General features: G+C 70.6%; 31 protein-coding genes. 13 read left to right on the forward strand and 18 right to left on the reverse strand.

Annotation, left to right across the window (positions count from 1 at the left end):
- Window positions 1–199: 199 nt before the first annotated feature.
- The 4 genes from G9C83_RS01950 to G9C83_RS01965 all read left to right on the forward strand — a co-directional run bounded on the left by G9C83_RS01950 (window position 200) and on the right by G9C83_RS01965 (window position 3,617).
- A complete protein-coding gene (locus G9C83_RS01950; RefSeq protein WP_167244436.1) occupies window positions 200–2,185 on the forward strand; it encodes an aconitate hydratase in 1,986 nt (661 codons plus the stop codon).
- A 97-nt stretch (window positions 2,186–2,282) separates the two neighbouring features.
- The gene (rimI, locus tag G9C83_RS01955) at window positions 2,283–2,786 is read left to right on the forward strand and encodes a ribosomal protein S18-alanine N-acetyltransferase (protein ID WP_167244437.1); all 504 of its coding nucleotides are present in this window, start codon (window positions 2,283–2,285) and stop codon (window positions 2,784–2,786) included.
- A 22-nt stretch (window positions 2,787–2,808) separates the two neighbouring features.
- Entirely contained in the window at window positions 2,809–3,174 is a 366-nt protein-coding gene (locus G9C83_RS01960; protein ID WP_167244438.1) for a DUF5810 domain-containing protein, read from the forward strand.
- 23 nt (window positions 3,175–3,197) lie between these two features.
- Window positions 3,198–3,617, forward strand: coding sequence for a DUF5809 family protein (locus G9C83_RS01965; RefSeq protein WP_167244439.1), 420 nt, complete (start codon window positions 3,198–3,200; stop codon window positions 3,615–3,617).
- On the opposite strand, the gene G9C83_RS01970 is transcribed toward G9C83_RS01965, so the two are convergent.
- The gene (locus tag G9C83_RS01970) at window positions 3,618–4,055 is read right to left on the reverse strand and encodes a metal-dependent transcriptional regulator (RefSeq protein ID WP_167244440.1); all 438 of its coding nucleotides are present in this window, start codon (window positions 4,053–4,055) and stop codon (window positions 3,618–3,620) included.
- A gap of 92 nt (window positions 4,056–4,147) precedes the next feature.
- Between G9C83_RS01970 and G9C83_RS01975 the strand changes: the two genes are divergently transcribed.
- Together G9C83_RS01975 and G9C83_RS01980 are read left to right on the forward strand one after the other, a co-directional pair.
- Window positions 4,148–4,837 (forward strand): NUDIX hydrolase, encoded by a 690-nt coding sequence (locus tag G9C83_RS01975; protein WP_167244441.1) that lies wholly within the window; start codon window positions 4,148–4,150, stop codon window positions 4,835–4,837.
- Window positions 4,838–4,898: 61 nt separating this feature from the next.
- Window positions 4,899–5,270, forward strand: coding sequence for a rhodanese-like domain-containing protein (locus G9C83_RS01980; RefSeq protein WP_167244442.1), 372 nt, complete (start codon window positions 4,899–4,901; stop codon window positions 5,268–5,270).
- A gap of 102 nt (window positions 5,271–5,372) precedes the next feature.
- Here the strand turns inward: G9C83_RS01980 and yciH are convergent, their stop codons facing one another.
- The 5 genes from yciH to G9C83_RS02005 form a co-directional block, all read right to left on the reverse strand.
- Complete coding sequence (gene yciH / locus G9C83_RS01985) at window positions 5,373–5,666, reverse strand: stress response translation initiation inhibitor YciH (RefSeq protein WP_058980746.1); 294 nt, start codon at window positions 5,664–5,666, stop codon at window positions 5,373–5,375.
- A 34-nt stretch (window positions 5,667–5,700) separates the two neighbouring features.
- Window positions 5,701–7,911, reverse strand: a complete 2,211-nt coding sequence (locus G9C83_RS01990; RefSeq protein WP_167244443.1) for a transglutaminase domain-containing protein — start codon at window positions 7,909–7,911, stop codon at window positions 5,701–5,703.
- A complete protein-coding gene (locus tag G9C83_RS01995) occupies window positions 7,908–8,942 on the reverse strand; it encodes a DUF58 domain-containing protein (RefSeq protein ID WP_167244444.1) in 1,035 nt (344 codons plus the stop codon). Before G9C83_RS01995 ends, G9C83_RS01990 begins: the two co-directional genes overlap by 4 nt.
- Window positions 8,942–9,934, reverse strand: coding sequence for a MoxR family ATPase (locus G9C83_RS02000; RefSeq protein WP_167244445.1), 993 nt, complete (start codon window positions 9,932–9,934; stop codon window positions 8,942–8,944). The genes G9C83_RS01995 and G9C83_RS02000 overlap by 1 nt, the downstream gene beginning before the upstream one ends.
- Window positions 9,935–10,023: 89 nt before the next feature.
- Window positions 10,024–10,233: a hypothetical protein gene (locus tag G9C83_RS02005; RefSeq protein WP_243837902.1), complete on the reverse strand. Its 210-nt coding sequence runs from the start codon at window positions 10,231–10,233 to the stop codon at window positions 10,024–10,026.
- Between the two features lie 72 nt (window positions 10,234–10,305).
- Here G9C83_RS02005 and G9C83_RS02010 point away from each other — a divergent pair, with 72 nt between their 5' ends.
- Entirely contained in the window at window positions 10,306–10,512 is a 207-nt protein-coding gene (locus G9C83_RS02010; RefSeq protein ID WP_167244447.1) for a hypothetical protein, read from the forward strand.
- Here the strand turns inward: G9C83_RS02010 and G9C83_RS02015 are convergent.
- From G9C83_RS02015 to G9C83_RS02025, 3 genes are read right to left on the reverse strand one after another with little or no spacing between them, the layout of a single operon-like run.
- Window positions 10,509–11,483: a 5,10-methylenetetrahydromethanopterin reductase gene (locus G9C83_RS02015; RefSeq protein WP_167244448.1), complete on the reverse strand. Its 975-nt coding sequence runs from the start codon at window positions 11,481–11,483 to the stop codon at window positions 10,509–10,511. The genes G9C83_RS02010 and G9C83_RS02015 overlap by 4 nt on opposite strands.
- Window positions 11,470–12,231 (reverse strand): coenzyme F420-0:L-glutamate ligase, encoded by a 762-nt coding sequence (locus G9C83_RS02020; RefSeq protein ID WP_167244449.1) that lies wholly within the window; start codon window positions 12,229–12,231, stop codon window positions 11,470–11,472. Before G9C83_RS02020 ends, G9C83_RS02015 begins: the two co-directional genes overlap by 14 nt.
- A gap of 48 nt (window positions 12,232–12,279) precedes the next feature.
- The gene (locus tag G9C83_RS02025) at window positions 12,280–12,780 is read right to left on the reverse strand and encodes a YfcE family phosphodiesterase (protein ID WP_167244450.1); all 501 of its coding nucleotides are present in this window, start codon (window positions 12,778–12,780) and stop codon (window positions 12,280–12,282) included.
- A gap of 61 nt (window positions 12,781–12,841) precedes the next feature.
- Between G9C83_RS02025 and G9C83_RS02030 the strand changes: the two genes are divergently transcribed.
- The gene (locus G9C83_RS02030) at window positions 12,842–14,071 is read left to right on the forward strand and encodes an initiation factor 2B (protein ID WP_347877767.1); all 1,230 of its coding nucleotides are present in this window, start codon (window positions 12,842–12,844) and stop codon (window positions 14,069–14,071) included.
- Window positions 14,072–14,501: 430 nt separating this feature from the next.
- Here the strand turns inward: G9C83_RS02030 and engB are convergent, their stop codons facing one another.
- Window positions 14,502–15,119, reverse strand: coding sequence for a GTP-binding protein EngB (gene engB / locus G9C83_RS02035; protein ID WP_167244452.1), 618 nt, complete (start codon window positions 15,117–15,119; stop codon window positions 14,502–14,504).
- A gap of 108 nt (window positions 15,120–15,227) precedes the next feature.
- On the opposite strand from engB, the gene G9C83_RS02040 reads away from it, so the two are divergent.
- Window positions 15,228–15,989: an SIMPL domain-containing protein gene (locus G9C83_RS02040; protein WP_167244453.1), complete on the forward strand. Its 762-nt coding sequence runs from the start codon at window positions 15,228–15,230 to the stop codon at window positions 15,987–15,989.
- A gap of 49 nt (window positions 15,990–16,038) precedes the next feature.
- Complete coding sequence (locus tag G9C83_RS02045) at window positions 16,039–17,334, forward strand: TIGR00341 family protein (protein ID WP_167244454.1); 1,296 nt, start codon at window positions 16,039–16,041, stop codon at window positions 17,332–17,334.
- Here the strand turns inward: G9C83_RS02045 and G9C83_RS02050 are convergent, their stop codons facing one another.
- Window positions 17,335–18,321, reverse strand: a complete 987-nt coding sequence (locus tag G9C83_RS02050) for an NOG1 family protein (RefSeq protein ID WP_167244455.1) — start codon at window positions 18,319–18,321, stop codon at window positions 17,335–17,337.
- A 138-nt stretch (window positions 18,322–18,459) separates the two neighbouring features.
- Between G9C83_RS02050 and G9C83_RS02055 the strand changes: the two genes are divergently transcribed.
- Window positions 18,460–18,816 (forward strand): DUF5518 domain-containing protein, encoded by a 357-nt coding sequence (locus G9C83_RS02055; RefSeq protein WP_167244456.1) that lies wholly within the window; start codon window positions 18,460–18,462, stop codon window positions 18,814–18,816.
- Here G9C83_RS02055 and G9C83_RS02060 read toward each other — a convergent pair.
- The 5 genes from G9C83_RS02060 to G9C83_RS02080 all read right to left on the reverse strand — a co-directional run bounded on the left by G9C83_RS02060 (window position 18,813) and on the right by G9C83_RS02080 (window position 21,186).
- Window positions 18,813–19,562 (reverse strand): alpha/beta hydrolase, encoded by a 750-nt coding sequence (locus G9C83_RS02060; protein ID WP_167244457.1) that lies wholly within the window; start codon window positions 19,560–19,562, stop codon window positions 18,813–18,815. The two genes, G9C83_RS02055 and G9C83_RS02060, sit on opposite strands and share 4 nt — an antisense overlap.
- 67 nt (window positions 19,563–19,629) lie before the next feature.
- Window positions 19,630–19,914, reverse strand: coding sequence for a phosphoribosyl-ATP diphosphatase (gene hisE, locus G9C83_RS02065; RefSeq protein WP_167244458.1), 285 nt, complete (start codon window positions 19,912–19,914; stop codon window positions 19,630–19,632).
- On the reverse strand, window positions 19,911–20,357 hold the full coding sequence (locus G9C83_RS02070; RefSeq protein ID WP_167244459.1) for a bifunctional nuclease family protein: 447 nt from the start codon (window positions 20,355–20,357) through the stop codon (window positions 19,911–19,913). Before G9C83_RS02070 ends, hisE begins: the two co-directional genes overlap by 4 nt.
- A gap of 22 nt (window positions 20,358–20,379) precedes the next feature.
- A complete protein-coding gene (pdxT, locus tag G9C83_RS02075) occupies window positions 20,380–20,979 on the reverse strand; it encodes a pyridoxal 5'-phosphate synthase glutaminase subunit PdxT (RefSeq protein WP_167244460.1) in 600 nt (199 codons plus the stop codon).
- A gap of 45 nt (window positions 20,980–21,024) precedes the next feature.
- On the reverse strand, window positions 21,025–21,186 hold the full coding sequence (locus G9C83_RS02080) for a preprotein translocase subunit Sec61beta (RefSeq protein ID WP_167244461.1): 162 nt from the start codon (window positions 21,184–21,186) through the stop codon (window positions 21,025–21,027).
- A gap of 177 nt (window positions 21,187–21,363) precedes the next feature.
- Between G9C83_RS02080 and trxA the strand changes: the two genes are divergently transcribed.
- A complete protein-coding gene (gene trxA, locus G9C83_RS02085) occupies window positions 21,364–21,633 on the forward strand; it encodes a thioredoxin (RefSeq protein ID WP_167244462.1) in 270 nt (89 codons plus the stop codon).
- Between the two features lie 95 nt (window positions 21,634–21,728).
- Window positions 21,729–23,591: an SLC13 family permease gene (locus tag G9C83_RS02090; protein WP_167244463.1), complete on the forward strand. Its 1,863-nt coding sequence runs from the start codon at window positions 21,729–21,731 to the stop codon at window positions 23,589–23,591.
- On the opposite strand, the gene G9C83_RS02095 is transcribed toward G9C83_RS02090, so the two are convergent.
- On the reverse strand, window positions 23,588–24,769 hold the full coding sequence (locus tag G9C83_RS02095) for an inorganic phosphate transporter (RefSeq protein ID WP_167244464.1): 1,182 nt from the start codon (window positions 24,767–24,769) through the stop codon (window positions 23,588–23,590). The two genes, G9C83_RS02090 and G9C83_RS02095, sit on opposite strands and share 4 nt — an antisense overlap.
- Window positions 24,770–24,802: 33 nt before the next feature.
- Window positions 24,803–25,555, reverse strand: coding sequence for a hypothetical protein (locus tag G9C83_RS02100; protein WP_167244465.1), 753 nt, complete (start codon window positions 25,553–25,555; stop codon window positions 24,803–24,805).
- Between the last annotated feature and the right edge of the window lie 138 nt (window positions 25,556–25,693).

Consider the following 25,693-nt stretch of genomic DNA (forward strand, 5'->3'; position numbering starts at 1 on the left):
ACTCCTACTCCGGGAGCGGCGGCGACACGCTCGCGACCACCGGGTACGAGTGACGGACCCGTCCCTCGGCCCCCGCGACACCCCGACATTGCGTCCCGTTCACACGACCCAAATTAGGTATTAGGCCGCGTATTAGGAGAATTGGGCATTCCTGAAACACGCGGGATTTATAATCGTCGAAGGTGCATCTTCGGACGCTATGGGACAGACGATTACGGAAAAAATCCTCGACGACCACCTCGTCGAGGGCGAACTCGAGCCCGGTGAGGAAATCGGGATCGAGATCGACCAGACGCTCTCCCAGGACACCACTGGGACGATGGTCTGGCTGCAGTTCGAGGCCCTCGAGATGGACGAAGTCCAGACCGAGCTCGCGGCCCAGTACTGCGACCACCAGACCTATCAGTTCGACTTCAAGAACACGGACGACCACCGCTTCCTGCGCTCTGCGGCCGGCACGTACGGCGCGTACTTCTCCCGGCCCGGGAACGGCATCTGCCACAACGTCCACAAGGAGAACTTCGCCGCACCCGGCAAGACGCTCCTCGGCTCCGACAGCCACACGCCGACCCCCGGCGGGCTCGGCCAGCTGGCCATCGGCGCGGGCGGCATCGACATCGCCGTGGCGATGGGCGGCGGCGCCTACCACGTCGAGATGCCGGAAGTCGTCAACGTCCGCCTCGAAGGCGAGCTCCCCGAGTGGGCGACCGCCAAGGACGTCATCCTCGAGCTCCTCCGTCGCCTCTCCGTGAAGGGCGGCGTCGGCAAGGTGCTCGAATACACGGGTCCGGGCGTGGAGACGCTCTCGGTCCCCGAGCGCACCACCATCACGAACATGGGCACCGAACTGGGCGCCACCTCCTCCATCTTCCCGACCGACGAGAAGACCGAGGAGTGGCTCGCCCAGTTCGACCGCGAGGACGAGTTCGTCGAGCTCGAACCCGACGAGGACGCCGAGTACGCCGACGAGATCGTCGTCGACCTCTCGGACCTCGAACCGCTCATCTCGAAGCCGTCGATGCCCGACGAGGTCGTGCCCGTCCGCGAGGTCGCGGGCGAGCAGGTCGAACAGGTCATCGTCGGTTCCTGTACGAACGGCGGCTACGAGGACATCCTCCCGGCCGCGAAGATGCTCGAGGGTCGGCAGATCAACGCCGGCACCGAGATGATCGTCGCGCCCGGCTCCAAGCAGGCCTCCGAGATGCTCGCCCGCGAGGGCTGGACCGCCGAGATGATGGCGGCCGGCGTCAACTTCTCCGAGTCCACCTGCGGCGCCTGCATCGGCATCGGCCACGTTCCGGCCAGCGATTCCGTCTCGCTGCGGACGTTCAACCGGAACTTCGAGGGCCGCTCCGGCATCGAGGACGACTCCGTCTACCTCTGCTCGCCGGAAGTCGCGGCGGCGGCCGCCCTCACGGGCGAAATCATCGACCCGCGCGACCTCGCCGACGAACTCGGCGACCTCGAGGCGCCCGGCTTCGAGCTCGCGGACAAGTACTCCGCGGGCTACGGCGCCGACGACCCGGACATCATCACGCCCGACGAGGCCATCGACGACGAGCTCATCAAGGGCCCGAACATCTCGAGCGTGCCGGTCAAGGAACCCATCGACGAGACCATCTCCGGCGAGACGCTCCTGAAGATGGGCGACAACATCACGACCGACCACATCATCCCGGCGACCTCCGACATCCTGAAGTTCCGCTCGAACATCGAGCGGCTCTCGGAGTTCACCCTCTCGCGCATCGACGACACGTTCGCCGAGCGCGCGAAGGCGTCCGATCACGGCGTGCTCGTCGCCGGCGAGAACTACGGCCAGGGGTCGTCCCGCGAACACGCGGCGATGTGCCCGATGTTCCTCGGCGTCGAGGCGGTGCTCGCTCAGAGCTTCGCCCGCATCCACAAGGCCAACCTGTTCAACTTCGGCCTGATTCCGCTCACCATCGACGAGGACACCTACGAGCGCATCGAGCAGGGCGACGACGTCGAAATCGTCGACGACGCCCGCGCGGGCGTCGAGTCCGGCCAGGAGGAGTTCACCATCCGCGTGAACGACGACTGGGAGGCGACCGCCTACCTCGACGCGTCCGAGCGCGAGCGCCGCACGCTCGCGGCCGGCGGGAAGCTCTCGCTCACGAAGCAGCGCCACGGCGACAGCGGCGCCACGAGCTCCGCCGACGACTAACTCTCCACCTTCTCTCCGTTCTTTCAGCGCCTCGACAGCGACGGCGCTGTGCTCCGGGGCCGCAGGCCCTTTATCCCCGTTTCTCGTAGGCGGTGACGTGACCGTTCCCGCGCCGCCGTCGGCCGACACCGCCATCCGGCAGGCGACCCGCGCGGACCTGCTGGACGTGTTCGGCATCGAGAAGGAGGTGTTCGACCACCCGTGGCCGTACTCGGCGTTCGAACAGCAGGTCGGGTCGCCGACGTTCCTCGTCAGCGAGACCGGCGGCCCCGTCGCGGCGGACGGCGAAATCACGGGGTACGTGGTCGCGGACACGATCCCGAACCACCCGCGGCCGCTCGGCCACGTCAAGGACATCGCGGTCCGGCCGGACAGCCGCGGCGAGGGCATCGGGTCGGCGCTGCTGGCGGCGGCGCTGGCGGCGCTGTCCCGGGAGGGCGCGCGCAGCGTGAAACTCGAAGTCCGGCGGAGCAACGACACCGCGATGGGGCTCTACGAGGAGTTCGGCTTCGAGTACCTGCGCACGCTCCCCCAGTACTACACGGACGGCGAGGACGCGTACGTGCTGGTCGCGAACCTCGAGGACCGTGACGCGTTTTAGGCGGTAGCTCCATTATCCGGGCATGGGCTACGAGTGTCCGGTCTGCGGCGTCGAGGAGGCGGACGGCGAGCACCTCGCGAACCACCTCGCGTTCACGGCGCTGGTGCGGGGCGGCGACCACGAGTCGTGGCTGGACGAGACGGTGCCGGACTGGGAGGACCGCGACCCCGAGTCGCTGGCGCCCGACGTCACCCCGCACGCGACCGAGACGGAGACGGAGACCGTGACCGAGGAGCACGGCCACGAGATGCCCGCCGTCGAGCGCACGGGGAACGCCGACCTCTCCGGGGAGGCCGCCGCGATTCTCGACGAGGCCCAGGAGCTCACCGAGCAGCTCCGGGAGTCCTCGCTCGCGAACCCCGACGAGGACGACTCCGAAACCGAGTAAGGCGTTGACGACCACTCGCCGCTATGACCGAGACGCGTGGCGTGCTCGCGCCCGGGACCGAAGCCGAGGTCCGCGAGCGCTTCGAGGAGGTCGGGCCGGCCGCACAGACCGTCACTCGCGAGGTCGCTCGCGCGATGGAGTTCTCCGAGGAAGAGTACGACGAGCGCGTCACCGGCGGCGTCGTGGGCGCCGCCCGCGAGGCCATGTTCGCTTCGCTCCTGCAGGTGGCAGTCGGCGACTACGATGAGTTCGAGGCCGCGAAGGCCGACTACCCGGACGCCGAGGTCCACGAGAACGGGAGTCCGGAGGTCGACCGCGCGGCGTGGCACTACGTGCCGTTCGCGGACGCGCTCGTCGCGACGACGTTCCAGAACGAGCCGGCGGCCGCGGTCGCGACGCTGCGACGCATCGCGTTCAGCGAGTTCTACGAGCCCGTGCTCTGACTACTGGGAGAGCTGGTAGTCCGGGCAGCACTCCGCGAAGTCCGCGTGGGGCGCCGAACACTGGCCCGTGCACGGGTGGTCGATGTGGCGCTTGAGCGCGAGCGCCGCGTCCTCGGAGAGCGCCTCGCCGATGGACTCCGCGTCGGCGTCCGCCACGCCGAGATCGTCGCTCGCGAAGTTCTCGACGAGACAGCGCTTCCACATCAGCTCGCGCGTGACGGCCTCGCCGTCGTCGGTGAGCGTGGCGCCCTGGTAGCGCTCGTAGTCGACGAGCCCGCGCTCCGCGAAGTCCGCGAGGCGCTCGGTGACCGTCGCGGGGTCGACGTCGAGGCGGTCGGCGACCTCGCCGGTCTTCGCGGGCCGCTCCTCTCGGGCGGACACCAGCAGGATGGCGCTGAGGTAGCGGCCGGCCGTCTTCGAGAGTTCTCCCCCGCTCATTACGTGCATTCGTCCGCCCTTCCGAGGGATAAGGCTGTTCCCGGCACTCGCAGTCCCCGGGAGGCTTTGTGCGGGGGCGCGTACGGCCGCCCATGAGCGACCACGACTGGCCAGTCGTCGCGTCCGAGACGGAGTACGAGACCGGCTGGTACGCGGGCGGCTACGACCGCGTCGAGCAGCCCGACGGCTCGCGGAAGGACTACTACTGGGCGGAGCTCCCGCCCGCGGTCGTCGTCGTCGCCGTCGACGACGGGGACGTGCTGTTCGTCGACCAGTACCGGCCGACGATTCGCGAGCAGTGCATGGAACTCGTGGCGGGAATCGTGGAGCGCGAGGCCGACCAGCGGGAGGCCTCGGAACGGCGAGCGGGGAGCGCGTGCTCGACCGAAGGGAAAGCACGGAACGGCGAACGGCGAGCACCGCGATCCGTGAGCGACGCGACCCCCGAGCAGGACGAATCCACGGCCGACGTCGCCCCCACTCCGGACCGCGAGTCCTACGTGTCGGCGGGCCGCCGCGAACTCCGCGAGGAGACGGGCTACGAGGCCGACGACGTCCACTTCGTGGAGTCGTTCTGGACGGCGACCGGGGTGTTGCGCCACCAGCGCGGCATCGTCTTCGCGGAGGGGCTGACGGAGGTGGGGCGGGACCTCGACGACAACGAGTTCCTCTCCGTCGAGCGCGTGCCGGTCGAGGACGCGCTGTCGGTCGCGCGCTCGCCGCCCGCGAACGACGCCACCATCGAGGGACTACTGCTCGCGCAGGCCGACGGCTACCTCTGAGCGCCGGAGACGGGTTGTCCCGACCGCAAACCGTAACTCCGCGCGGACCCAGTCTCGGCACATGGACGGCGAGATCTCCGTTGACGAACTCGAAGCACTCCTCGCGGCGGGCGAGGACGTCCGCGTCGTCGACATCCGCCAGCCGGCGGCGTTCGACCGCGGACACATTCCGGGCAGCGAGAACATCCCGTTCTCCGAGCTCCCGCAGTCCGTCGACCGCCTCGACGGCGCCGAGCGCGTCGTCACCGTCTGCCCGCACGGGCAGGCGAGCGTGCAGGCCGCTCGGCTCGTGCAGTCCTACGAGGGCCTCGCCGAGGACGCCCGCGTCGAGAGCCTCGCGGAGGGCATCACCGGCTGGGAGGGCGAAATCGAGGCCAGCGAGCGCGACGACGAGGGTCCGGACACGGAGTCGGCGACCGACGCCCCGTTCTGACGCAGGCGCGTTCTGCGGCCGCACGCAGTCCGCACGGCAGCGCTGGCTATCCGGACGGCTGGAGCGTTAGTAACAGCGTGGGGGACGCGGTCGACGCGCGGGTTAGGCGACGTTGAAGCCCTTGTCGCGGAGGAAGTCCTCCACGCGCCCCGAGTGGTTGCCCTGGAGTTCGATTTCGCCGTCCTCGACCGTGCCGCCGCACGCGAACTTCGACTTGAGGTCCGACGACAGGCTGTCCAGGTCGACGTCGTTCGGGTCGAATCCTTCGATGACGGTAACCTCCTTCCCGTAGCGGCGCTCGTCGATGCGGATTTCGATTTGCTGGGACTCTTTGGCGACGTCCTCGCAGACGCAGAGTTCCTCGGGCAACCCGCACGTCGAGCAGACTTCCGACATTACAGGTGTGCGTACGAAATCCGCCTATTAAACACTATCGCCGGGGACCGGGCAGGCGGCTGTATTCGCCTGCCAGCGACCGCGCGAGCCGCTTCGCCTCGGCGGCGTCGTCGGCGTCGGCGCGGCCCGCGTACCGCGCCCGCTCCCGGAGGGCCGCCACCCGCCGCGCGCGGTCGTCGGCGCGCACGTCCGCGAGGAACTCCCGGACCGTCTCTCCGTTCGCCCGCTCGCGGTACTGGCGTTCGAGGACGTACTCCACGCGCTCGAACGCGCCCTCGATCTCTCGGTCGGGCCCGCCCCGGGGCAGCCACCGCAGCCACACCGCCCGGTACGCCCGGCCGCCCAGCCCCGTGTACCGCGCGCCGGCGAGCGCGCCGACGGCGAGCACCGCCCAGACGGCGAGCGTCGACAGCGGCGGGAGCGACGACCCGCTGCTCCCGTCGTCACCGCTCGCACCCGGAGCGCCCGGAGCACCTGGCACGGCCGGCGCGGTCACGTTCACGGCGTCCGCTCCGTCGAAGCGGTCGGCACCGTAGGCGTCTCGGTCGGCCGGCACCGGTTGTCCGTCCGTGCTCGGCCCCGCGTCGCCGGGCGCGGTCGACGTGGTCGTCCCGTTCGGCGGCGTCCACGACACGGACTCGCTGCCCGCGGCGTCGACGTCCTCGACGCCGCTCTCGCGGGCCTCCGAGACGCGATCCGCTTCCGCCGACTCGCGGTTGTCGCTCGGCGTCGGGTCGAACTGCACCCACCCCTGGTTCGGGACGTACACCTCCACCCACGCGTGGGAGTCAAGTCCCCGCACCACCCACTCGTCGTCGGCGACCTGCTGGCCGGGCGTGTAGCCCGTGACGAAGCGCGCGGGCACGCCCTGCGAGCGCAGCATCACGACCATCGCGCTCGCGTAGTACGTGCAGTAGCCGGGCGCGTCCCCGAGCACGAACTCCGTGACGAGGTCGCCGTCGGGCCGCGGCGCGTCCAGCGAGTACTCCTTGTTCGCCTCCAGCCAGCGCTCGACGGCCGTCGCCCGCTCGTAGTTCGAGTCCGTCCCCTCCGTCAGCGAGCCCGCGAGCTCGACCACGCGGTCGTCCGTGCTGTCCGGTAGCTGGAGGTACGTCGCCGCGATGCGGTCGGGGACCGCCCCGGTCTCGCCCGCGAGGGCCGCGTCGTCGTCGACCGGCCGCTGGCTCTCGACGGTGTAGCTGTCGCCCTCCCGCAGCGTCGGGCCGTCCATCAGCAGGCCGGCGTCGGTCACCTCGGCGTCGACGCCGCTGACGGACTGCGGGACGGCCGCCGACGGCAGCACGTCGAGCGTGCGCTGGGCCGTGATCCGCTGGCGCACCCGGTCGCCGGTCGCGGGCACGCCCTCGGTGTCCTCGACGTCCGCAGTCCGGACCCAGCCGTCGCCCGTGTAGCGGTCGTAGACGCCCGTCCGGTAGTACGTCTCCTGCTCGGACTCCACGACGAACTGGACCTGCGGGTCGAGTTCGAGGCTGCCGCCGACGCCGACGTAGCCGTCCTCGCTCAGCAGGCTGGTTGCCGCCGGGTTCGTCGACGACTCGGGCACGAGCGGCGACTGCCCCCCCGGCACCGCGGTCACCGTCGCGGACCCGACGACCATCACCGCGAGCACGACCGCCACCGCGTGGGTCTGTCGTGCGCTCGCGGCGTGCGCGGCGAGCGTCGCGAATCCGACGGCGCCGGCCGCGCCGAGCACGCCGACGAGCGTCGTGGTCGTCGTGCTGTCTCCGGTCAGCACGAGGAACCCCAGCGTCGCCGAGGCGACCCCGGCCGCCCGGGCGTACTGCCCGCGGAACGCGAGGTACGCCGCGAGGAACGTCGGCGCGGGCGCGACCGCGGTCGACCACGCGCCCGCCGCGGGCATCCGCAGCACGGAGTAGCCGGTCAGCAGCGCGAGCGTGTCGCGGGCGACGCGGGACGGCGACATCGCGTCGAAGTACGTCGGCGGCACCGCCAGCAGGTAGAACCCGAGGCCGACCCCGAGCAGTAGCGCCGCCAGCCCGAAGGCGTACCGCCACGGGAGCGCCCGCAGCACGCCCGCGAGCACGACCGCGCCGAGCACCGCGCCGGCGAACAGCCGCGCGTCGCCGACGACTGTGACGACGTCGTACAGCACCGAGAGGTACGCCGCCACGACCACCGCGACGCAGGCGGCCGCCGCGGCGTCCCACAGCGAGACGCTCCGCCCGCTGCGACCGACGACGTCTCGGACGCTCGCGGTGCTCACGCCGCCACCTCCCCGCTGTCCGCGGGACGACGCTCGCCCGCTCGCTCCGCGCCGGCGTCCCGGCCGGCGAACTCGCCGTAGCGGTGGTCGGTGCCGCCGACAGTCACGGTGACGTGCTCGCCGCTCTCCGGCGCGTGCACCACGATGTCGGCGTCGTCCCGGCGGTGCTGGGGGAGCCGTTCGCGGTCGAACGTCCCGAGCGCGGCGAGCAGCCGGCGCCGGTGCGGGTCGCCGTGGGCGGGCTCGATGCTCCCGGACGCCGACACTACGCCCACCGCGACTCCGGCGTCGAGCAGGTGGACGGCGACGCTCGCGGCGGCCTCCGCGACCGAGTCGGCGCGCGGCCCGACCGCCTCCGCCGCGATCGTCACGCGGTCGGCGGCGCCCTCGCCCGCGTACTCGGTGACGGCGAGCCTGTCGGGGTGTTTCGCGGAGGCCTTCCAGTTGATGTCCCGCAGCGGGTCGCCGCGCTCGTACTCGCGGACGCCCGCGAACCGCTCGCGGTCGTCAGTCACGCCCACGTATCCGGTGAGTAGCGCCGCGGTGTCCCGGAGCTCGTGGACGCGCGGGAACACCGTCACTCGCTCCTGGGACCCCGCGACGAAGCCGACCTGCCAGAGGCCGAACGGGTCGGTCGCGCGCACCGAACACGGTCCGAACGAGTGGACGCCGCGCTCGGCGAGCCCCACGTCGTACGTCAGCGTGCGGCCGTCCGTCTCGGTGCGGCGCTCGCTGTCGCCGCGCAGCCCGTCGTCGAGCCGGTCGCGAACCGTCGCCGGGTACGGCCGGGACGCGTCGACGACCAGTTCGACGGTGCGGCGGTCGCCCTGGTGGGCCTCGTACGGTGCGTTCCGCCGGACGGTCGGCTCCGGGGCGAAGTGGACGAACACCCGGGTCGCACCGAGCAGCGCGGCCGCAGGGACGACGACCGCGTTCAGGCTGCGGCCGCCGAACGCGTACCCGAGCGCGAACCCGAGGACGGCGACCGTGAGCACCGCCTTTCCCCGGCGCGTGAGCGACGTCGACGGCATCACTCGGGGTCGACGCTGTCGAGCGCTCGCTGGACGACCGACCGCGCGGGCTCCCCGCCGAGCGTCCCGCCAGCGTCCGCGCGGACGCGGTGAGCGAGCACCGACTCGGCCTCCGTCTGCACGTCGTCGGGCACCACGTAGTCGCGGCCGTCGAGGACCGCCCGCCCCTGCGCCGCCCGCAACAGCGAAATCGAGCCGCGGGGGCTGACGCCGAGCGCGGCGTGGTCGCGGGTGTACCGCGCCAGCGCCGTGACGTACTCCTTGACCGGCCGGGCGACCGCCACCTCGCCGGTCGCGGTGCGCGCGCGGCGCAGATCCTCGACGGACGCCACCGCCTCGATGTCGTCGATGGGGTGGCCGCCGACCGCGCGGTCGAGCACGTCGATCTCCTGCTCGCGGCCCGGGTAGCCGAGGTGGAGCTTCTTCATGAAGCGGTCGAGCTCCGCCACCGGGAGCTCGTACGCGCGGTCGCGCTCGACGGCGTTCTGGGTCGCGACCACCACGAACGGGTCCGGGAGCTCGCGCGTCTCGCCGTCCGCGGTCACTTGGGTCTCCTCCATCGCCTCCAGCAGCGACGACTGGGTCTTCGGGGGCGCGCGGTTGATCTCGTCGGCGAGCAGTACGTTCGCGAACACGGGCCCGGGCTGGAACTCGAACTCCCGGGTCTTCTCGTTGAACACGTTCACGCCCGTGACGTCCGTCGGCAGCAGGTCGGGTGTGAACTGCACGCGCCGGAAGTCGCCGTCGAACGAGCGCGCCACCGACCGCGCGAGCATCGTCTTCCCGACGCCGGGGACGTCCTCTAAGAGAATGTGGCCGCCGCCGAGGACGGCGGTCAGGACGTGCTCGACGGCGTTACGCTGGTCGACGATGACTGTCTCGATGTTCTCGACGACGCGGCCCGCGAGGTCGCTCGCGTCCGCGACCGACATCGCCCCCGATGCGTCGCCTCGCGAGTCGGCGATAGCTCCTGTGTCGTGTGCGTCAGTCATGGTTCATGGTAACGGGCCACAACCGCCGGTCGTAGACCAGTAGGGCAGCAGCCACCGTATGTCTACTGGTCAACACGCCCCGCTACCGGTTACGACCACTGCTTGCAGGCACCACACACTCGTTTTCCGTCGTCCAGCCAGCGGCGGGTCGCGGGCTCGCCGCAGGCCTCGCAGGTCCCGTCGGCGCCCCACGAGCTCGTCACCGCCGCGGGCTCGACGGCCGGTGCGTCGTCCTCCGAATCGTCGCGCTCGGTCCCGGAATCCCCGGCGAACGCGTCGAGCGTGGCGTCGTCGGACACGACCGGCCGTTCGGCCGCCACCGCCATAACCGTCCCGGAGCATCTAAGGCGTCGGCCTGCGGACGTGCGGACATGGTCTGGTTCATCGACAACGCCGTCTCGCTCGTGGAGAACATCGCGACGGCCGCCAGCACGGACCCGCTCTCGGCCGCACTCGTCGCCGTGGGCGGCCTGATTGTCGCGCTCAGCGCCGGCGGGTTCGGCGCGCTCACGTTCGGCGCAGTCGTCGAATCGCTCGTCCCCGACACCTCGACGTCGCGCCAGCGCCGCCAGCGCTAGACGCCCGCGGCGTCGAACGCGTCCGCGAGCAGCCCTACCGCTTCTTCTCTGTCCGGCCCGAGCGGCGACGCCGCGACCACGCTGTCGACGTGCTCGTCGAGCGCCGCCAGCCGCTCGGCGACGTCGCCAGGGTCGCCCGCGATGCAGAACGCCTCCAGCATCCGCTCGGTCACCTGTCCGAACGCTTTCGAGAACTCGCCCGCCTCGATGGCGTCCCCGATGTCGCTCGCACGCTCCGCGTCGATGCCGTGGCGCTCCAGCACGGGCGGCGCTGCCCCCGACGCGATGAACGCCACCGGCGGCCGCGCCGCCTCCACGGCCGCGTCCGCGTCCTCCGCGATCGACACCGACGCGAACGCCGCCACGTCCGGGTCTCCGGAGACCACGCGGTCGTCCTCGCCCTCCGCGACGCGGTCGGCCGCCCACGACACGTCCCGCTCGTGGCTCGCGTTCACCAGCACGCCGTCCGCGTGCTTGCCCGCCATCCGGAGCATGTGCGGGCCCTGCGCGCCCACGTACACCGGAACTTCGCCGACCTCGTAGTTCAACCCGGCGTCCCGCGCGACGAACGTCCCGTCGTGGTCGACGCGCTCGCCCGCCCACAGGTCCTGTGCGACCTTCATCGCCTCCAGTACCCGCCGGAGCGGCCGGTCGCGCTCCACACCGAGGTTCCGCAGCGTCGACGCGTCGCCGGCGCCCAGTCCGAGGACCGCGCGCCCGTCGCTCACCTCGTCGAGGGTCGCGACCTGCGACGCGAGCTTCACGGGATGGGTGTCGTAGGGGTTCGCGACGCCTGGTCCCAGCCGGACTTCCTCCGTTGCTGCCGCCGCTCTGTCGAGCGCGACGACCGGGTCGCGGTTGTTGTAGTGACACGACGCGAACACCGTGTCGAAGCCCGCGCCCTCCGCACGCGACGCGAGGTCGGCGACCTCCCCGACGGGAATCTCGGGCGTCAGCTCAACTCCGCGCATACTCCCACCCCCGGAGCGCCTGCCGCACGAAGTCCCCGTCGACCTCGCGGTACAGCTGTTCGCTGCCGTCGTGGTCGCCGAACTCGAACTCCCGCACGACGACCACGGGCGTGCCGCCGTCGCCCTCCCCCGAGACGAGGTTCGCCGCCGCCGCGAGCTCGTCCACCACGCTCTCGACGGTCACTTCGAGTTCGTGGCCGTCGCGGTCCGTCTCCCCGCGCCAGTCCCGGGACGCCGGCATCCCCGCCCAGCCGAGCGCGACGCCGCGCTGCCCGTGCCGGAACGGCCGCCCGGACGTGTCGGTCACCACGACCGCGACGTCCGAATCCAGCCCCTCGCGGATGCGCTCGGCGCTCTCCGTCGGCCGCTCGGGCAGCAACAGGAGGTCCGTACCGCCCGTGTTCGACCGGTCGATGCCGGCGTTCACGCCGACGTGGCCGAACGGGGTCTCCGTCAGCAGGAACGGGGCCTCCATCAACAGGTCGACGGACTCCTCCAGGACGGCCTGCGCGAACCGCGGGTCCTTCTGTTCGCCCGTAATCCCGCTCAGCTCGTCGGCGATCTCGCGGGCGCGCGGCCCCGCCGGGTAGTCCGACAGCGACGCCGTCCGCCCCTCGGCCTTCGAGACCACCGTGCTCGCGACACAGACCACGTCGCCGTCCTCCAGGTCGGCGCGCTCCGCGACGAGGGCCGCGAGGCTGTCGCCCGCGCGGACCTCCGGGAGCTCCGGCACCGCGAACGCGTGCATACCCCGCGCTTCGGCGGCCCCGATAAAAGCCCCGGCGGTACCGGACCCTCACTCCCGCAGGACGGAGACGGCCACGTCGCCGCCGTCGACGTCGACGGCCAGCATCGTCGCCTCCGCCGCGGGATCCGCACCCGTCGCACTCCCCGGGTTCAGGTGGCGAACGCCGTCGACGACGTGGTCCGTGAGCTCGTGGGTGTGCCCCGAGACGACGATCGCGTCCTCACTCTCGCGCTCCTCGCGGACGGTCTGCAGGACGCGGTCCTGGTAGCCGTCCAGCGGCCCGCTGCCGTGTACGACCACGAACTCCCGGTCGTCGACCCACAGGGTCTCCACCGCGGGCAGCCCCAGCGAGACGGGGTCCATGTTCCCGCGGACCGCCACGAGGTCGCCGCCTGCGAGGTCCTCGACGGCCTCGTAGGTGGCCTCGCTGTCGAAGTCGCCGGCGTGGACGACCTCGTCTGCGTCTTCGACCTCCTGCTCGACGAACCCGGGAATCTCGGATTCGCGGGACGGCACGTGCGTGTCGCTGAGAACCGCGAGGCGGCGCATGTCCGGTCTTCGGCAGCCACCCGGAAATACGTTGAAGCCGCTGGCGCCACCACTGGCGACTGTGCCAACGCACGTCGTCACGGTCTTCCTCCGGAACGGGACGGACGTACTGCTGTTGCGCCGCAGCGACGACGTCGGCTCGTACCCCGGGCAGTGGGGCGCGGTCGCCGGCCACGCAGAGGGCGACCCGGACACGCAAGCCCGCGTCGAAATCACCGAGGAGACGGGGCTCGACGACGCTGCTTCGCTCGTCCGCCGCGGCGACTCGTTCGAAGTACGCGACCCCGAGCACGGCACGTGGGTCGTCCACCCGTACCTCTTCGACTGCGCGACCCGGGAGGTCGACCCGAACTGGGAGACGGCGACCTACGAGTGGGTGCCCGCGACCGGAATCCGGGAGCGCGAGACCGTCCCCGAGCTCTGGGCGTCCTACGACGCCGTGCGGCCGCGCGTCGAGACGGTCGCCGGCGACGACGAACACGGCTCGGCGTACCTCTCGCTTCGCGCGCTCGACGTACTCCGCGACGAGGCCGCACTCGCCACCGACGACGGCGGCTGGCCGGCGGTCGCCGACACCGCCCGCCGGCTCCGAGAAGCGAAGGCCGGGATGGCGGTCGTCCGGAATCGCGTGAACCGCGTGATGGCGACTGCCGGCCGCACGGCCGACAGCGTCGAAGCGATAGCCCGCGAGGTCGCCGACGAGGCCGTCGATGCGGACGCCCGCGCAGCGAGCGAGGCGGCAGCCGAACTCGACGGCCTCGGCGCGGACGCGGTGTTCACGCTCTCGTGCTCCGGGACCGTCGCGGCTGCGCTCCGCGACGCGGACCCGGAGCGAGTGCTCGTCGCCGAATCCCGTCCGGGCGCCGAGGGCGTCGGCGTCGCCGAAGCTTTCGCCGAGGATTTCGACGTGACGCTCACGACCGACGCCAACGTTCCCGCAGTCGTCGCAGAGGCCGACGCGGTGCTCGTCGGCGCCGACGCCGTCTTCCCGGACGGCCGTGTCGTCAACAAGGTCGGCACGCGCGCCGCCGCGCTCGCCGCACGCGACGCCGACGTTCCCATTTTCGTCGTCTGTGCCTCGGACAAGATCACTCCGGAGCCGCTGCCAGTCGAAGACGGGAATCCGGAGTCGCTCTACGACGGCGACGCACCGCTCGACGTCCGCAATCCCGTCTTCGAGGTCGTCCCCGGGCGTCTCGTCGACGGCGTCGTCACCGAACACGGGCGACTCGACTCCGGGGACGTAGCGCGGGCCGCAGAGGAGCACCGTAGCTGGGCGGACTGGGAGTGAAAGGCTCTTCTCCCGGGAGTCCCTACCACGCTCTCGGGCGACGGTGACGAGGAGTTACCCCCTCCGAGCCCCTTGTGACGAGGACTTTCTCCCGAGTCGCCCGCCTCGACGCGAGCCAGCGACAGCTATGGCTTGCAGGCGGCGTGCGCGTCCGCGAGCCGGTCCGCCGCCGTTCCGCGTCCGCCGGCCCGCGGCGACTGTCAGGTCACGCGCTCGGTTGGTCTCGTTTTCCCACTTGAACCTGCGCAGCCGACGAGCTAGCATTCGCGGCGCGAGTGGTCCAACGGACCCGAGCGCCGGGATTCTCTGCGCGAGCGAACAGAGTGAGCGAGCGCAGGCCGAGGAGCGACCACCGGGAGCGACGCTGGCTTTTGGCCGAGCTTTTGCCGAGCGAGCGGCTTCCGGCCGCTCGCGCAGCGCAAAAGGTCGCTTAGAAGAACTTCTTGAGGTCGTCGCGTTTTGCGGCTTCGAGGTGGGTTCGGACGGCGTCGTCGAAGGGGTCAGTGCGACCGTGTTTGGCGGCGATGGGGGCGATGGTGTCCTGCCACTGCTTCCAGGGCGGGTGGAGGCCGAGGCGGTCGGCGATGTCGTCGAGGCGTTCGTCGCGGTCGTCGACTTTGTCCATCTTGTTGACAGCGACGACGGGCGTGATGCCGAGGTCTTCGAGGAGGTAGAACAGTTCGACGACGTGGGGGATCTCCTCGTCGCCGGAGTGGCGGTCGATGATGTCGACGGCGGCTTTGCCGTCGAGGACGAGCACGCCGACCATGATGTCGTCGGCGTTGTCCTCGAGGTAGCGGACGACGTCGGTCTTGATGCGTTCGCGGACGTCGTCGTCGACGCCGGACATGAAGCCGAAGCCGGGGAGGTCGGTGACGACGAAGTCGTCGCTGGCCCAGTCGAAGTGATTCGGCTTGCGGGTGACGCCGGGCTTCTGGCCGGTCGCGACGCTGTGGCCGGTGATCTCACGCATGAGCGTGGATTTGCCGACGTTCGACCGCCCGACGAGGACGATCTCGTCGCTGCGGTCCGGGCGGGTGTCGAACATACCGCTCGTAGCCGGCGGGCGGGGTTAAGTGCGGCGTCCGGGGGCGCTCAAACGCGGGTTTGACTCTGAGCGAGGTTGAAGGTGGGCGGCGTCGTAGTCGTGTGTGTGATGCGACAGCAAACACTCGTGCTCGCGGTCCTCGGTACCGCCCTCCTGGTGACCGCTGGCGTCGCCGGCGCCTTGACCTTCGGTAGCGGGCCGGCGACGGCGGGTCAGGCAGCGCCGTCCGACCAGTCGATCACCGTCTCTGCGGACGGCGAGGTGGAGGCCGAGCCCGACCAGGCGCTCGTACGCGTCGCGGTGACGGCTACTGGAAACGACTCGACCGCGGTCCGGAGCGAGATCGCCGAGCGCTCCGCGGCGATGCAGTCGGCGCTCGAGGAGTACGGCATCTCGGAGGAGAACGTCCGCACCGTGCACTTCACCATCCGACAGGAGCGCGAGCGGACGCCCGAAGGCGGCGTGGAGCGCGGCCAGTACGTCGGCACGCACGCGTTCGAGATTACGGTCGAGGACACTGACGCAGCCGGCGAGGTCGTGGACGTGGCCGTGGACAACGGCGCGGACCGCGTCGACGGCGTCTCGTTCACGCTCTCCGACGAGAAGCGCGAGTCCCTCTACCAGGACGCGCTGACGGCGGCGATGGGGAACGCGGAGACGCGCGCGGAGACGCTCGCCGACGCCGGCGACCTGTCGGTGACCGCCACGCACAGCATCGTCTCGGCGGACACGAACTACCGTCCGTACCACGTGGAGTCGGCGTCCTTCGCGGCTGATTCGGGCAGCGCGGGCGGTGGCACGTCGGTCCAGTCCGGCCCGGTCACCGTCACCGCTGACGTCCGCGTGACGTACAACGCGACGGTCGCCTGACTCGGCCCGCGCCTGAACGCTTTTCTTTCGTCCCCGTCAACGCGGAGTCGTGCGACTCGTACAGGCGACGGTCCCGACGGGGAAACGTGAGGCCGTGCTCGCGGCGCTCGACGACGAGGGGATCGACTACGTGGTCAGCGACGAGACCAGCGGCGGCGACTACAACGCCGTCGTCCACTTCCCGATACCGACGGAGGGCGTCGAGGACGCCCTGGAGGCGCTCCGGTCGGCGGGGCTCTCCGAGAACGCCTACACGGTGGTGTTGAACGCGGAGACGGTCGTCTCACGGCACTTCGACGATCTCGAAGAGCGCTACGCCGAAGACGAGGACAACGGCGACACCATCGCGCGCGAGGAACTGGTCGCACGTGCCAGGGACCTCGCGCCCTCCATCCGGACGTACGTCGTGCTGACGCTCGTGAGCACGATTATCGCGACCGCGGGTCTGCTACTGGACTCGCCGGCGACGGTGGTCGGGTCGATGGTCATCGCGCCACTGCTGGGGCCGGCGATGTCCGCGAGCGTGGGCACCGTCGTCGACGACGAGGACCTGTTCCGGCGGGGCGTCTACCTCCAGCTGGTCGGCGTCGCGCTCTCCGTGCTGGGCGCGGCGGCGTTCGCGTTCTTCGTGAAGTCCACGAACGTCGTGCCGCCGGGACTGGACGTGCTGTCGCTGTCGGAGGTCAGCGAGCGCCTGCGGCCGGACTTCCTCTCGCTGGTGGTCGCGCTCGGCGCGGGCGTCGCGGGCGCGTTCAGCCTGATGACGGGGGTGTCGTCGGCGCTCGTCGGCGTCGCCATCGCCGTCGCGTTGATTCCGCCGGCGGCCGCCGTCGGTATCGGAGTCGCGTGGGGCGTCCCGACGCTCGCCGTCGGGTCCAGTGTGCTCGTCATGGTGAACGTCCTCTCCATCAACCTCGCCGCGCTCGTCGTGCTGTGGTACACCGGCTACCGCCCGCAGCGGTTCTTCGAGGTGGGGCAGGCGCGCTCCGCGCTCGTGAAGCGTGGCGCCACGCTCGCCGTCGCTATCGTCGTGCTGTCGGCGTTCCTCGGCGGCGTCACGTACACGTCGTTCCAGTCCGCGAGCACCGAGCAGGCGGTCAACGACGCCGCGACGGACGTCCTCGAAGGGGCCGCGTACCCGGAGGCGACGCTGCTCGAGACGAGCTACGAGTACGAGCAGGGTCTGATCGAGCGCGAACCCCAGCGCGTCGTCGTCACCGTCGGCGTGCCGCCCGGCACCGAGTACCCGGCGCTCTACAGTGCGCTTGCCGAACGAATCAACGCCACCACGAGTACGGACCTCGAACTGGAGCTCCGGTACGTCTACCGCGAGACTCCGGACTGACTACTCCTCGTGGGGGAGTTTGGGCTCGTAGCCGACCGCTTCGACCGCGGCGTCCAGCGTCTCCTGGACGCCCTCGCCGTTCTCGACGCTCATGTAGCAGTCCGCTTCGACGGCCTCCGAGAGGTCGGCCTTGTTGCAGACCGTGACCAGCGGCACGTCGTCGAACTGGGCGGCGACCTCCGCGCGGAGCGCGCGCTGGTCGTCGAGCTCGTAGCCGCAGGTCTCGCTGGCGTCGAGGAAGAACAGGATGACGTCGCCGGCGTGCGCGAGCGCCGAGACCGCCTGGTTCTCGATCTCGTTGCGCTCGTCGGCCGGCCGGTCGAGCAGCCCGGGCGTGTCGACGATCTGCCAGCGCACGCGCTCGACGTCGAGGTGGCCGACCTCGATGCCCTTCGTCGTGAACGGGTACTCGGCGGTCTCGATGTTCGCCGTCGAGACCTCGTTGGCGAACGACGACTTCCCGACGTTCGGGTAGCCCGCGACGACGATGGTCGGGTCGTCGGGGTCGATCTCGGGGAGACCCTTCAGCGCGTCGCGGGCGCGGCCGACGGCGTCGAGGTCGTCCTCGATCTGGTCCATCACGGAGCCCATGCGCGCGAACCCCTGCTTGCGCACCTTCCGCATCGAGTCCGTGTCGCCGCGCGGGAGCTTCCCGATGTACTCGCGGCCGAGGTCGTGGGTCTTGTTCGCAGCCCACGAGATCTCGGAGAGGTGCTGGCGGAGCGCGTCCACGCCGCGGTCGTCGTCGAACTCCCGGCGCAGCACGGCGTCCGCGAGCTCGTAGTAGAACGGGTCGACGGTGTCGAAGTCCGGCCACGCCGTCACGACGTTGCGGAGGTTGTCCCCGAGGATGTTCGAGGACGTCTGGAGCATCGACTCCTGGGCTTCGTAGCCGCCCTTCGCCCGTCCCGCCCGCGCCGCCCGCGAGAACGCCTTGTCGAGGAGCTCCTCCGACGTCGGTGTCGTCGGGAGGTTCTCGAAAATCATACCGTCGAGTAGGGCCGCGGGACGTAAAAGCGCACGTATACGTCGCCACGGCGTCGCCAGCCGTCGGAGCGCCGCTCCGGCGCGAACGCGCCGGTGGCCGCCCCCGGACTTTTCGGCGTGGCCGCCGTCTCTCCACGTATGGTAGATTGGCGTGCTGTCCTCACTGGGTTCGTCGTGGAGGTCGTACTCGGCATGTTCGCGTTCGCGCTGCCGGGCGTGGGCCACGCCGCCGCCGGCCTCGTCGGCGGGTTCGTCGCCGGCTGGATGGCCGACGACGGCGTCTGGGGCGGCGCCGTCCACGGCTTCCTCGCGGGCGCCCTGGGCGGCCTGCTCGTCGCCGCCGTCGTCCTCGTGCTGGGGCTCGTGCTCTCCGCGACCGGCCTGCTGCCGGCGGGCCTGCTCGGGCTCGGTATCGGCGCGTTCGCGCTCGTGGTGTTCGGCCTGCTCGCCCTCGACAGCGCCATCGCGGGCGCCGTCGGCGGCTTCCTCGCCTAGTCCCGGACGAACGCGCGCACGGCGTCGGCGACCTGCTCGGGCGCGGTGTTGTTCCCGAGGTGGCCGGTGTCCGCCAGCTCCACGCGCTCGGTGTCCGCCAGCCGCTCCGCCAGCGCGCGAATCGACTTCTTCAGGTGCTCGGGGCCGTCCTCGCCGACGAGCAGCAGCGTGGGCGCGCCCGTCTCCGGGTCGCCGAGCTCGTACGTCTCCACGACCTCGATTTCGCGGGCGACGGTCTCGGCGATGCCCGCGGCGCGCTCGACCACCGGCCCGCCGACGAGGTGGCCGGCGCCGACCGCCTCGAAGAACTCCTCGACGCCGCCCACCTTGTCGCCGTCCGCCAGGTGGGCGCGGATGCGCTCGGCGAGCGTGCCGCCGTGCGGCTCGCCGAGCAGGACGGACGGCTCGTACAGAATCAGTCGATCGACGTCCATCCCGTCGGCGGCTTCCAGCGCGGTCAGACCGCCGAAGGAGTGCCCGAAGACGACGGGGTCGTCGTCGAGGTCTGCGACGACCGCCTGCAGGTCCTCGACTTCCCGCTCGAAGTCGTAGTCGTCGCTGTCGCCGCTGTCACCGCGGCCGCGCCTGTCGTAGGTGACGACCGTGAAGTCTTCGGCGAGGTGCGGGACGAGGCGGCTGAAACTCTCCTTTCGGCCGGCGGTGCCGTGGACGAGCACGAGCGGTCGGCCGTCGCCGCGCGTCTCGTACCCGATTTCGGTGCCGTCGGCGGAGACCACGGGGTGCACGCTCCGTACTTCGACGCCGGGGTACTTCAGCGGCGCGTCACCGGTCGTCGCTACCGGCAGTCGCCGATTACCGGCGGTCTTCGAGCTCGTCCAGCAGGTCCTCGACGGCCATGTCGTGCTGGGCGAGCACGACCAGCATGTGGTAGACGATGTCCGCGCCCTCGTGGGCGAGTTCGTCCTCGTCGCCGTCCTTCGCGGCGAGCAGGAACTCCGTGGCCTCCTCGCCGAGCTTCTCCAGGGCTGCGTTCTCGCCCTTCTCGTGGGTGAACAGCTCCGCGGTGTACGATCCCTCGGGGAGCTGTTCCTTGCGGTCCTCGATGACGTCGAAGAGCTCACGGAGCACGTCGCTCACGCCGCCATCACCTCGCGGATGTCCTCCAGCTCCTCGAACTCCGCGGGGTCGCGGCGGCCGTCCTCGAACACCGCCTCGTCGACCTCGATGGGGGCGTCCGTGCGCGCCGCGAGCGCCAGCGAGTCGCTCGGCCGCGCGTCCACGACCTCGCCGCCGCGGGGCGTCTGCACGTGGAGGTCGGCGTAGTACGTGCCGTCCTCGACCCGCGAGACCTCGACGCGCTCGATGCGGCCGCCCAGTTCCTCAACGAGGTCGAGCGTGAGGTCGTGGGTCAGCGGCCGCCCGATGTCCGCGGCGTCCAGCCCGCGCACGATGCTGGTGGCCTCGTCGAAGCCGACGAAGATGGGGAGCACGTCGCCCGCGTCGTCGACGCCGACGAGCACGACCGGTAGCGGGCCGTCCGGCGTCCCCGCGACGCGGACGCCGTCGATGTGTGCGTTCATGTCCGTATTTTCGGGAGGACGCTCAAAAGCTTGCCTCCTCGTTCAGGAAGAAGGCTAGGTCGTGCATCCGGGAGTCGCTGGTGAGCTCCGGGTGGAACGACGTCCCGACGACCGGGCCGTCCCGGATCGCGACGGGGTTGCCGTCCCAGTCCGCGAGCACGTCCACGCCGTCGCCGACGTCCGCGACCATCGGCGCGCGGATGAACACCGCGGGGAACGGCTCGTCGAGTCCGTCCACTTCGAGGGGCGCCTCGAAGGAGTCCTTCTGGCGGCCGAACGCGTTCCGGTCGACGGTCGCGTCCACGAGGTCGAGCGTCTCCACGCGGTCGTCGTTGGCGTCCGTCGCGGCGACGATGAGGCCCGCACAGGTCGCGAGCATCGGCTTCCCGGCGTCGACGTGCGCTCCGATCTCCTCGTCGATGCCCTCGCGGGCGAGCAGCCGCGAGATGGCCGTCGACTCCCCGCCCGGCAGCAAGAGGAGGTCGCAGTCGGGAACGAGCCCCGAGCGCCGAATCTCCGTGACTTCGGCGTCCAGGCCGTGTTCGTCGGCGGCGCGACGGATGGCGTCCGCGTGCTCGGAGACGTCCCCCTGCACGGCGACGACGCCGGCGCTGACAGTCATGGCGTCGCGTACGTGGTCGCCCGGAAAAAGCCTCTCGGGGTCGGTCTACGCGAAGAACTGGAGGAGCAACACCGCGAGCCCGAAGAACGCACCCGTCGCCACCACGGAGCGCGGGTCGATCTGGATGGCGTTCGGGTCCTCGGAGTCGAAGTAGCGGACGAGGCCCGCACTGGACATCAGCCCGCCGGAGTTCTCACCACTGCTCATACCCGCGTCTCGGGACCGTACCCGCCTAAACCTTTCGTGTCCCTCCCGCACTGCAGTGTCCGAACGGCGTCCGCTCGCGCCGAACGCGGGCGTTCGCGCCGCTCGGAGTCGTGAAGCGGCGAGGGTGGTGGGGTGAGAAACCCTTATGCGGGCCGCGAGGCAAGGGCAAACAGACCGATGACTGTCACAATCAAGGACTTCTACGCCGACTGGTGTGGTCCCTGCAAGACGCAGGACCCCATCCTCGAGGAGCTCGAGGAGGACTACGGCGACAGCGTCACCTTCGAGAAGATCGACGTCGACGAGAACGAGGACGTCGCCAACGAGTACCAGGTCCGCTCGATCCCGACCGTCGTCGTGGAGGACGACGACGGCGTCGTCGAGCGCTTCGTCGGCGTCACGCAGCGCGACCAGCTCGAGGACGCCCTCGAGAAGGCCGGCGCGTAACGTCGACGCCGCGCGGTAGCGGTCCCATCCTTCAGTTTCTCGCCGGACGCTGAGCGACCGTTAGGCTGTTGTAACCGCCCTTCCACAGACACCCCATGTTGTCGGTGTCGCCGCTCGCCACCGCCGGGGGCCTCCCCCCGGTGACGTTCGAGATGGCCGTCGTCTTCGTGCTCGTCGCCGTCACGCTCGTGCTGTTCGTGACGGAGGCGCTGCCGCTGGACGTCACCGCGATTCTCGTGATGGTGACGCTGATGGTCCTCCAGCCGTGGACGGGCATCTCCGTCGAGCAGGGCCTCTCGGGGTTCTCGAACCCCGCGACTATCACGGTGCTGGCGATGCTCATCCTCAGCAACGGCATCTCCCGGTCGGGCGTCGTCCAGATCATCGGCCGGTGGATGTCCGCGTTCGCGGGCACGAACAAGCACCGCCAGCTCGCGTCCACAATTCTCGCGACCGGGCCCGCGTCGGGGTTCATCAACAACACGCCCGTGGTCGCCATCCTCGTGCCGGTCATCAGCGACCTCGCGCACAAGGGCGGGACCTCTCCCTCCAAACTGCTGATGCCGCTGTCGTTCGCGTCGATGCTCGGCGGCATGCTGACGCTCATCGGGACGTCGACGAACATCCTCGCGAGCCAGACCGCCGAGCGCATCGGCACCGACCGCGGCATCGACGCCCTGCACGCGTTCTCGATGTTCGAGTTCACGCACCTCGGCGTCATCGTGCTCGTCGTCGGCGCCGCGTACCTGATGACCGTCGGCTACTGGCTGCTGCCCGAGCGCGTGCCCCCGGAGGACGACTACCTCGCGGAGTACGAGATGCAGGACTACCTCAGCGAGGTAGTCGTACAGCCGTCCTCGCCGCTCGTCGGGAAGACCGTCTCGGAGGCCATCGACGTCGACCGCTTCGACGCCGACGTCGTCCAGCTCGTGCGCGGCGGCGAACGGTTCATCGAGCCCATCGGCCAGAAGGTCATCCGGGCGGGGGACGTGCTCGCGATTCGCACCGACCGCGAGACGCTGGCCGCCATCGCGGAAGTCGACGACCTCGCGCTGACGGGCGCGCCCGAGACCGACCCCGAGCTGGAGCCGACCACCGAGGACGAGCAGACGCTCGTCGAGCTCGTCATCCAGTCGGGGTCGTCGCTGATCGGGGAGACGCTGAAGTCGTCGTCGTTCCGCGGGCGCTACGACGCGAACGTGCTGGCGTACCGGTCCCGGGGGGAGACCGTCCGCGAGCGCATGGACGAGCGCCGGCTCCGGGTCGGCGACACGCTGCTGATTCAGGCGCCCAAGGACAGCATCGACCGGCTCTCCCAGAACCCGGACTTCATCCTCGGCCACGAGCCCGAGCAGCCCGACTACCGCACGGAGAAGATCCCGTACGCCGTCGCGACCATCCTCGGCGTCGTCGGCGCCGCCACCCTGCTCCCGGTTCACATCGTGACGTCGGCGCTCGCGGGCGTCGTCGTGATGGTGACGACGGGCGTGCTGCGGCCCGCGGAGCTGTACGAGTCCGTCGACTGGAACGTCATCTTCCTGCTCGCGGGCGTGATTCCGCTCGGCATCGCCTTAGAGCAGACGGGCGGCGCGGAGCTGCTCGGCGCGCTCGTCGCCGCGACCGGCCAGTACCTCCCCGCGGTCGGCGTGCTGTGGGTGTTCTACGTCGCGACCAGCCTCATCACGGGCGTCATCTCGAACAACGCCAGCGTCGTGTTGATGATTCCGGTGGCCGTCGAAGCCGCCCTCGACGTGGGTGCGAACCCGTTCGCGTTCGTGCTCGCGGTGACGTTCGCGGCGTCGACGGCGTTCATGACGCCGGTCGGCTACCAGACCAACCTCTTCGTGTACGGGCCGGGCGGCTACAAGTTCGGGGACTACGTCCGGGTCGGGATGCCGCTCCAGTTGTTGCTGTCGGTCGTCACGGTCGCGGGAATCGCGGTCTTCTGGCCGGTCTAGAACCCGAAGATCGGGACGAACCGGAACGTGAGGTAGGCGCCGACGGTCGCCAGCATCGGCACGACGTTCTGCATCACGACGACGCGCGCGGTCGTCCCGGGGTCGAAGAGGTCCGCCGCGCTCGGGATGTCGTCGGGCTCCTCCTCGCCGATTCCCGGCACCTCGTCGCCGCCCGCCTCGTCGGCGGCCAGCCCGCCGACCGACACGGGGACTTCGCTCTCGCCGCGGACCGCGTCGGGCACCGACACCGGCCGCGTCGCGCGCCCCCAGCCGAGGCCGACGATGGACATGGTGGCGATGACGACGAAGCTCGCGGGGATGCCGATGGCCGACAGGAAGATGACCAGCGTCGCGCTCACGACCGCGACGACGATGGCCGCGGTGAGCGGGAGCTCCGTGATGTCGCTGCCCATCGTCTCCAGTGTGCGCCGCGCGATGGTGAACGCGCCGACGCCGACGGCGGCACACGCCAGCACGATGGCGGGGTTCATCGCGAGCGCGCCGCTGCCCACGAGCGGCGCGATGGCGTTCGCGACGTTGCTCGTCCCGGAGCTGAACGCCATCAGGCAGCCGATGACGATGACCGTCGTCACGCCGAACAGCTCCCGGCGGGTCGTGGTCTCGGCGGGCCGCGGAACCGGAACCGCGCCGGAGCGGTCGACGGTCAGGAGGTCGCCGTCGGTGCGCTCCATCGCGATGATCCGGTGGAGCCGCGCGTAGAAGTACCGGCCGATGACCAGCGACACCCAGAACCCGATGACGGGCGCGACCAGCCACCACGTCGCGATCTCGCCGAGCACCGCCCAGTCGAGGGCGTTGCGCGCGACGCCGAGGCCCGCGATGGCGCCGACGGCGGTCATCGACGTCGACGCGGGGACGCCGAACATGTTGCCGACGAACAGCGCGAGCCCGATGAAGAAGAGGACGCCGATGCTCGCCTGCAGCGTGAAGATGTCCGGGTTCGTGACGAGCTCGCGGCCGAGCGTGTCCACGACCCGGCGGCCGAGCGTCCACCCGCCCACGAAGAAGAACACCGTCATCAGCAGCGCCGCCGCGGGCTTCGAGATGGCGTCCGCGCCCACGGCCGGCCCGAACGCCGGCCCCGTCGTCGACCCGCCGACGTTGAACCCGACGAACGCCGCGACCACGAGGCCGACGAGCAGCAGCGCGCTAATCACGCGACCACCCCGCCGCGGACGTTCGAGCGACGGTCACTTCGGCTCATCCTCCGCTGGCTCCGTGTCGTCCCGGTCCGCTTTCCCGTCCGCTTCGCCCTCGTCGCCCGCGCCGTCGCTCGCCGTCTTCTCGTCGCCGTACCGCTGCTCGACGTCCTCGACCTTCTCCTCGACGGTCTCGTCGCTGCCCTCGCGCTCGGCGGCGGTCGCCTCCTCGACCGTCCGTTCGACGGTCTCCTCGACGGTCTTCTCGACCTCCCCGACTTTCTCCTCGACAGTCTCGCCGACCGTCTCTTCGACGCTCTGCTCGACGGTCTCCTCCACCGTCTCCTCGACGGTCTTCTCGACGGTTTCGCCGACCTTCTCCTCGACGGTTTCGCCCACTGTTTCTTCGACGCTCTGTTCGACGGTCTCCTCGACGGTCTTCTCCACCGTCTCACCGACGGTCTCCTCGACGCTGGCCTCGACGGTCTGGTCGACGGTTTCGCCGACCTTCTTCTCGACAGTCTCGCCGACGGTTTCCTCGACGCTCTGTTCGACGGTCTCCTCGACGGTCTTCTCCACCGTCTTGCCGACCTGCTCGTCGACGGTCTCGCTGACCGCCTTGGTCATCCAGTCGGGGTCGAAGCGCGCCATCTTCCACGCGATGTGGATGACGTACGACGCCAGCACCCCGAACCCGAACGCCAGCCCGGTGCGCGTGCCGACGACGGAGAACAGCACCACGGAGACGAAGATGAGCACGCCGTAGGCCAGGTCCGTGAGGCTGTCGACGCGGTTCGGGTTCACTCGCCGGTCACCCCCGCAGCCGGCCGGTCTTGGGGGCCGGCCGCCCCTCCTGTGGTCGTCGAGCGCGCTCCGCGAGACCGCGCGCGGCTCGGTACGAACGAGCCACGTCGGGCGAGAAACATGATGTCCCCACCGAGG

The organism is Halobacterium sp. R2-5, assembly GCF_011734195.1.
Classification (GTDB): Archaea; Halobacteriota; Halobacteria; order Halobacteriales; family Halobacteriaceae; genus Halobacterium.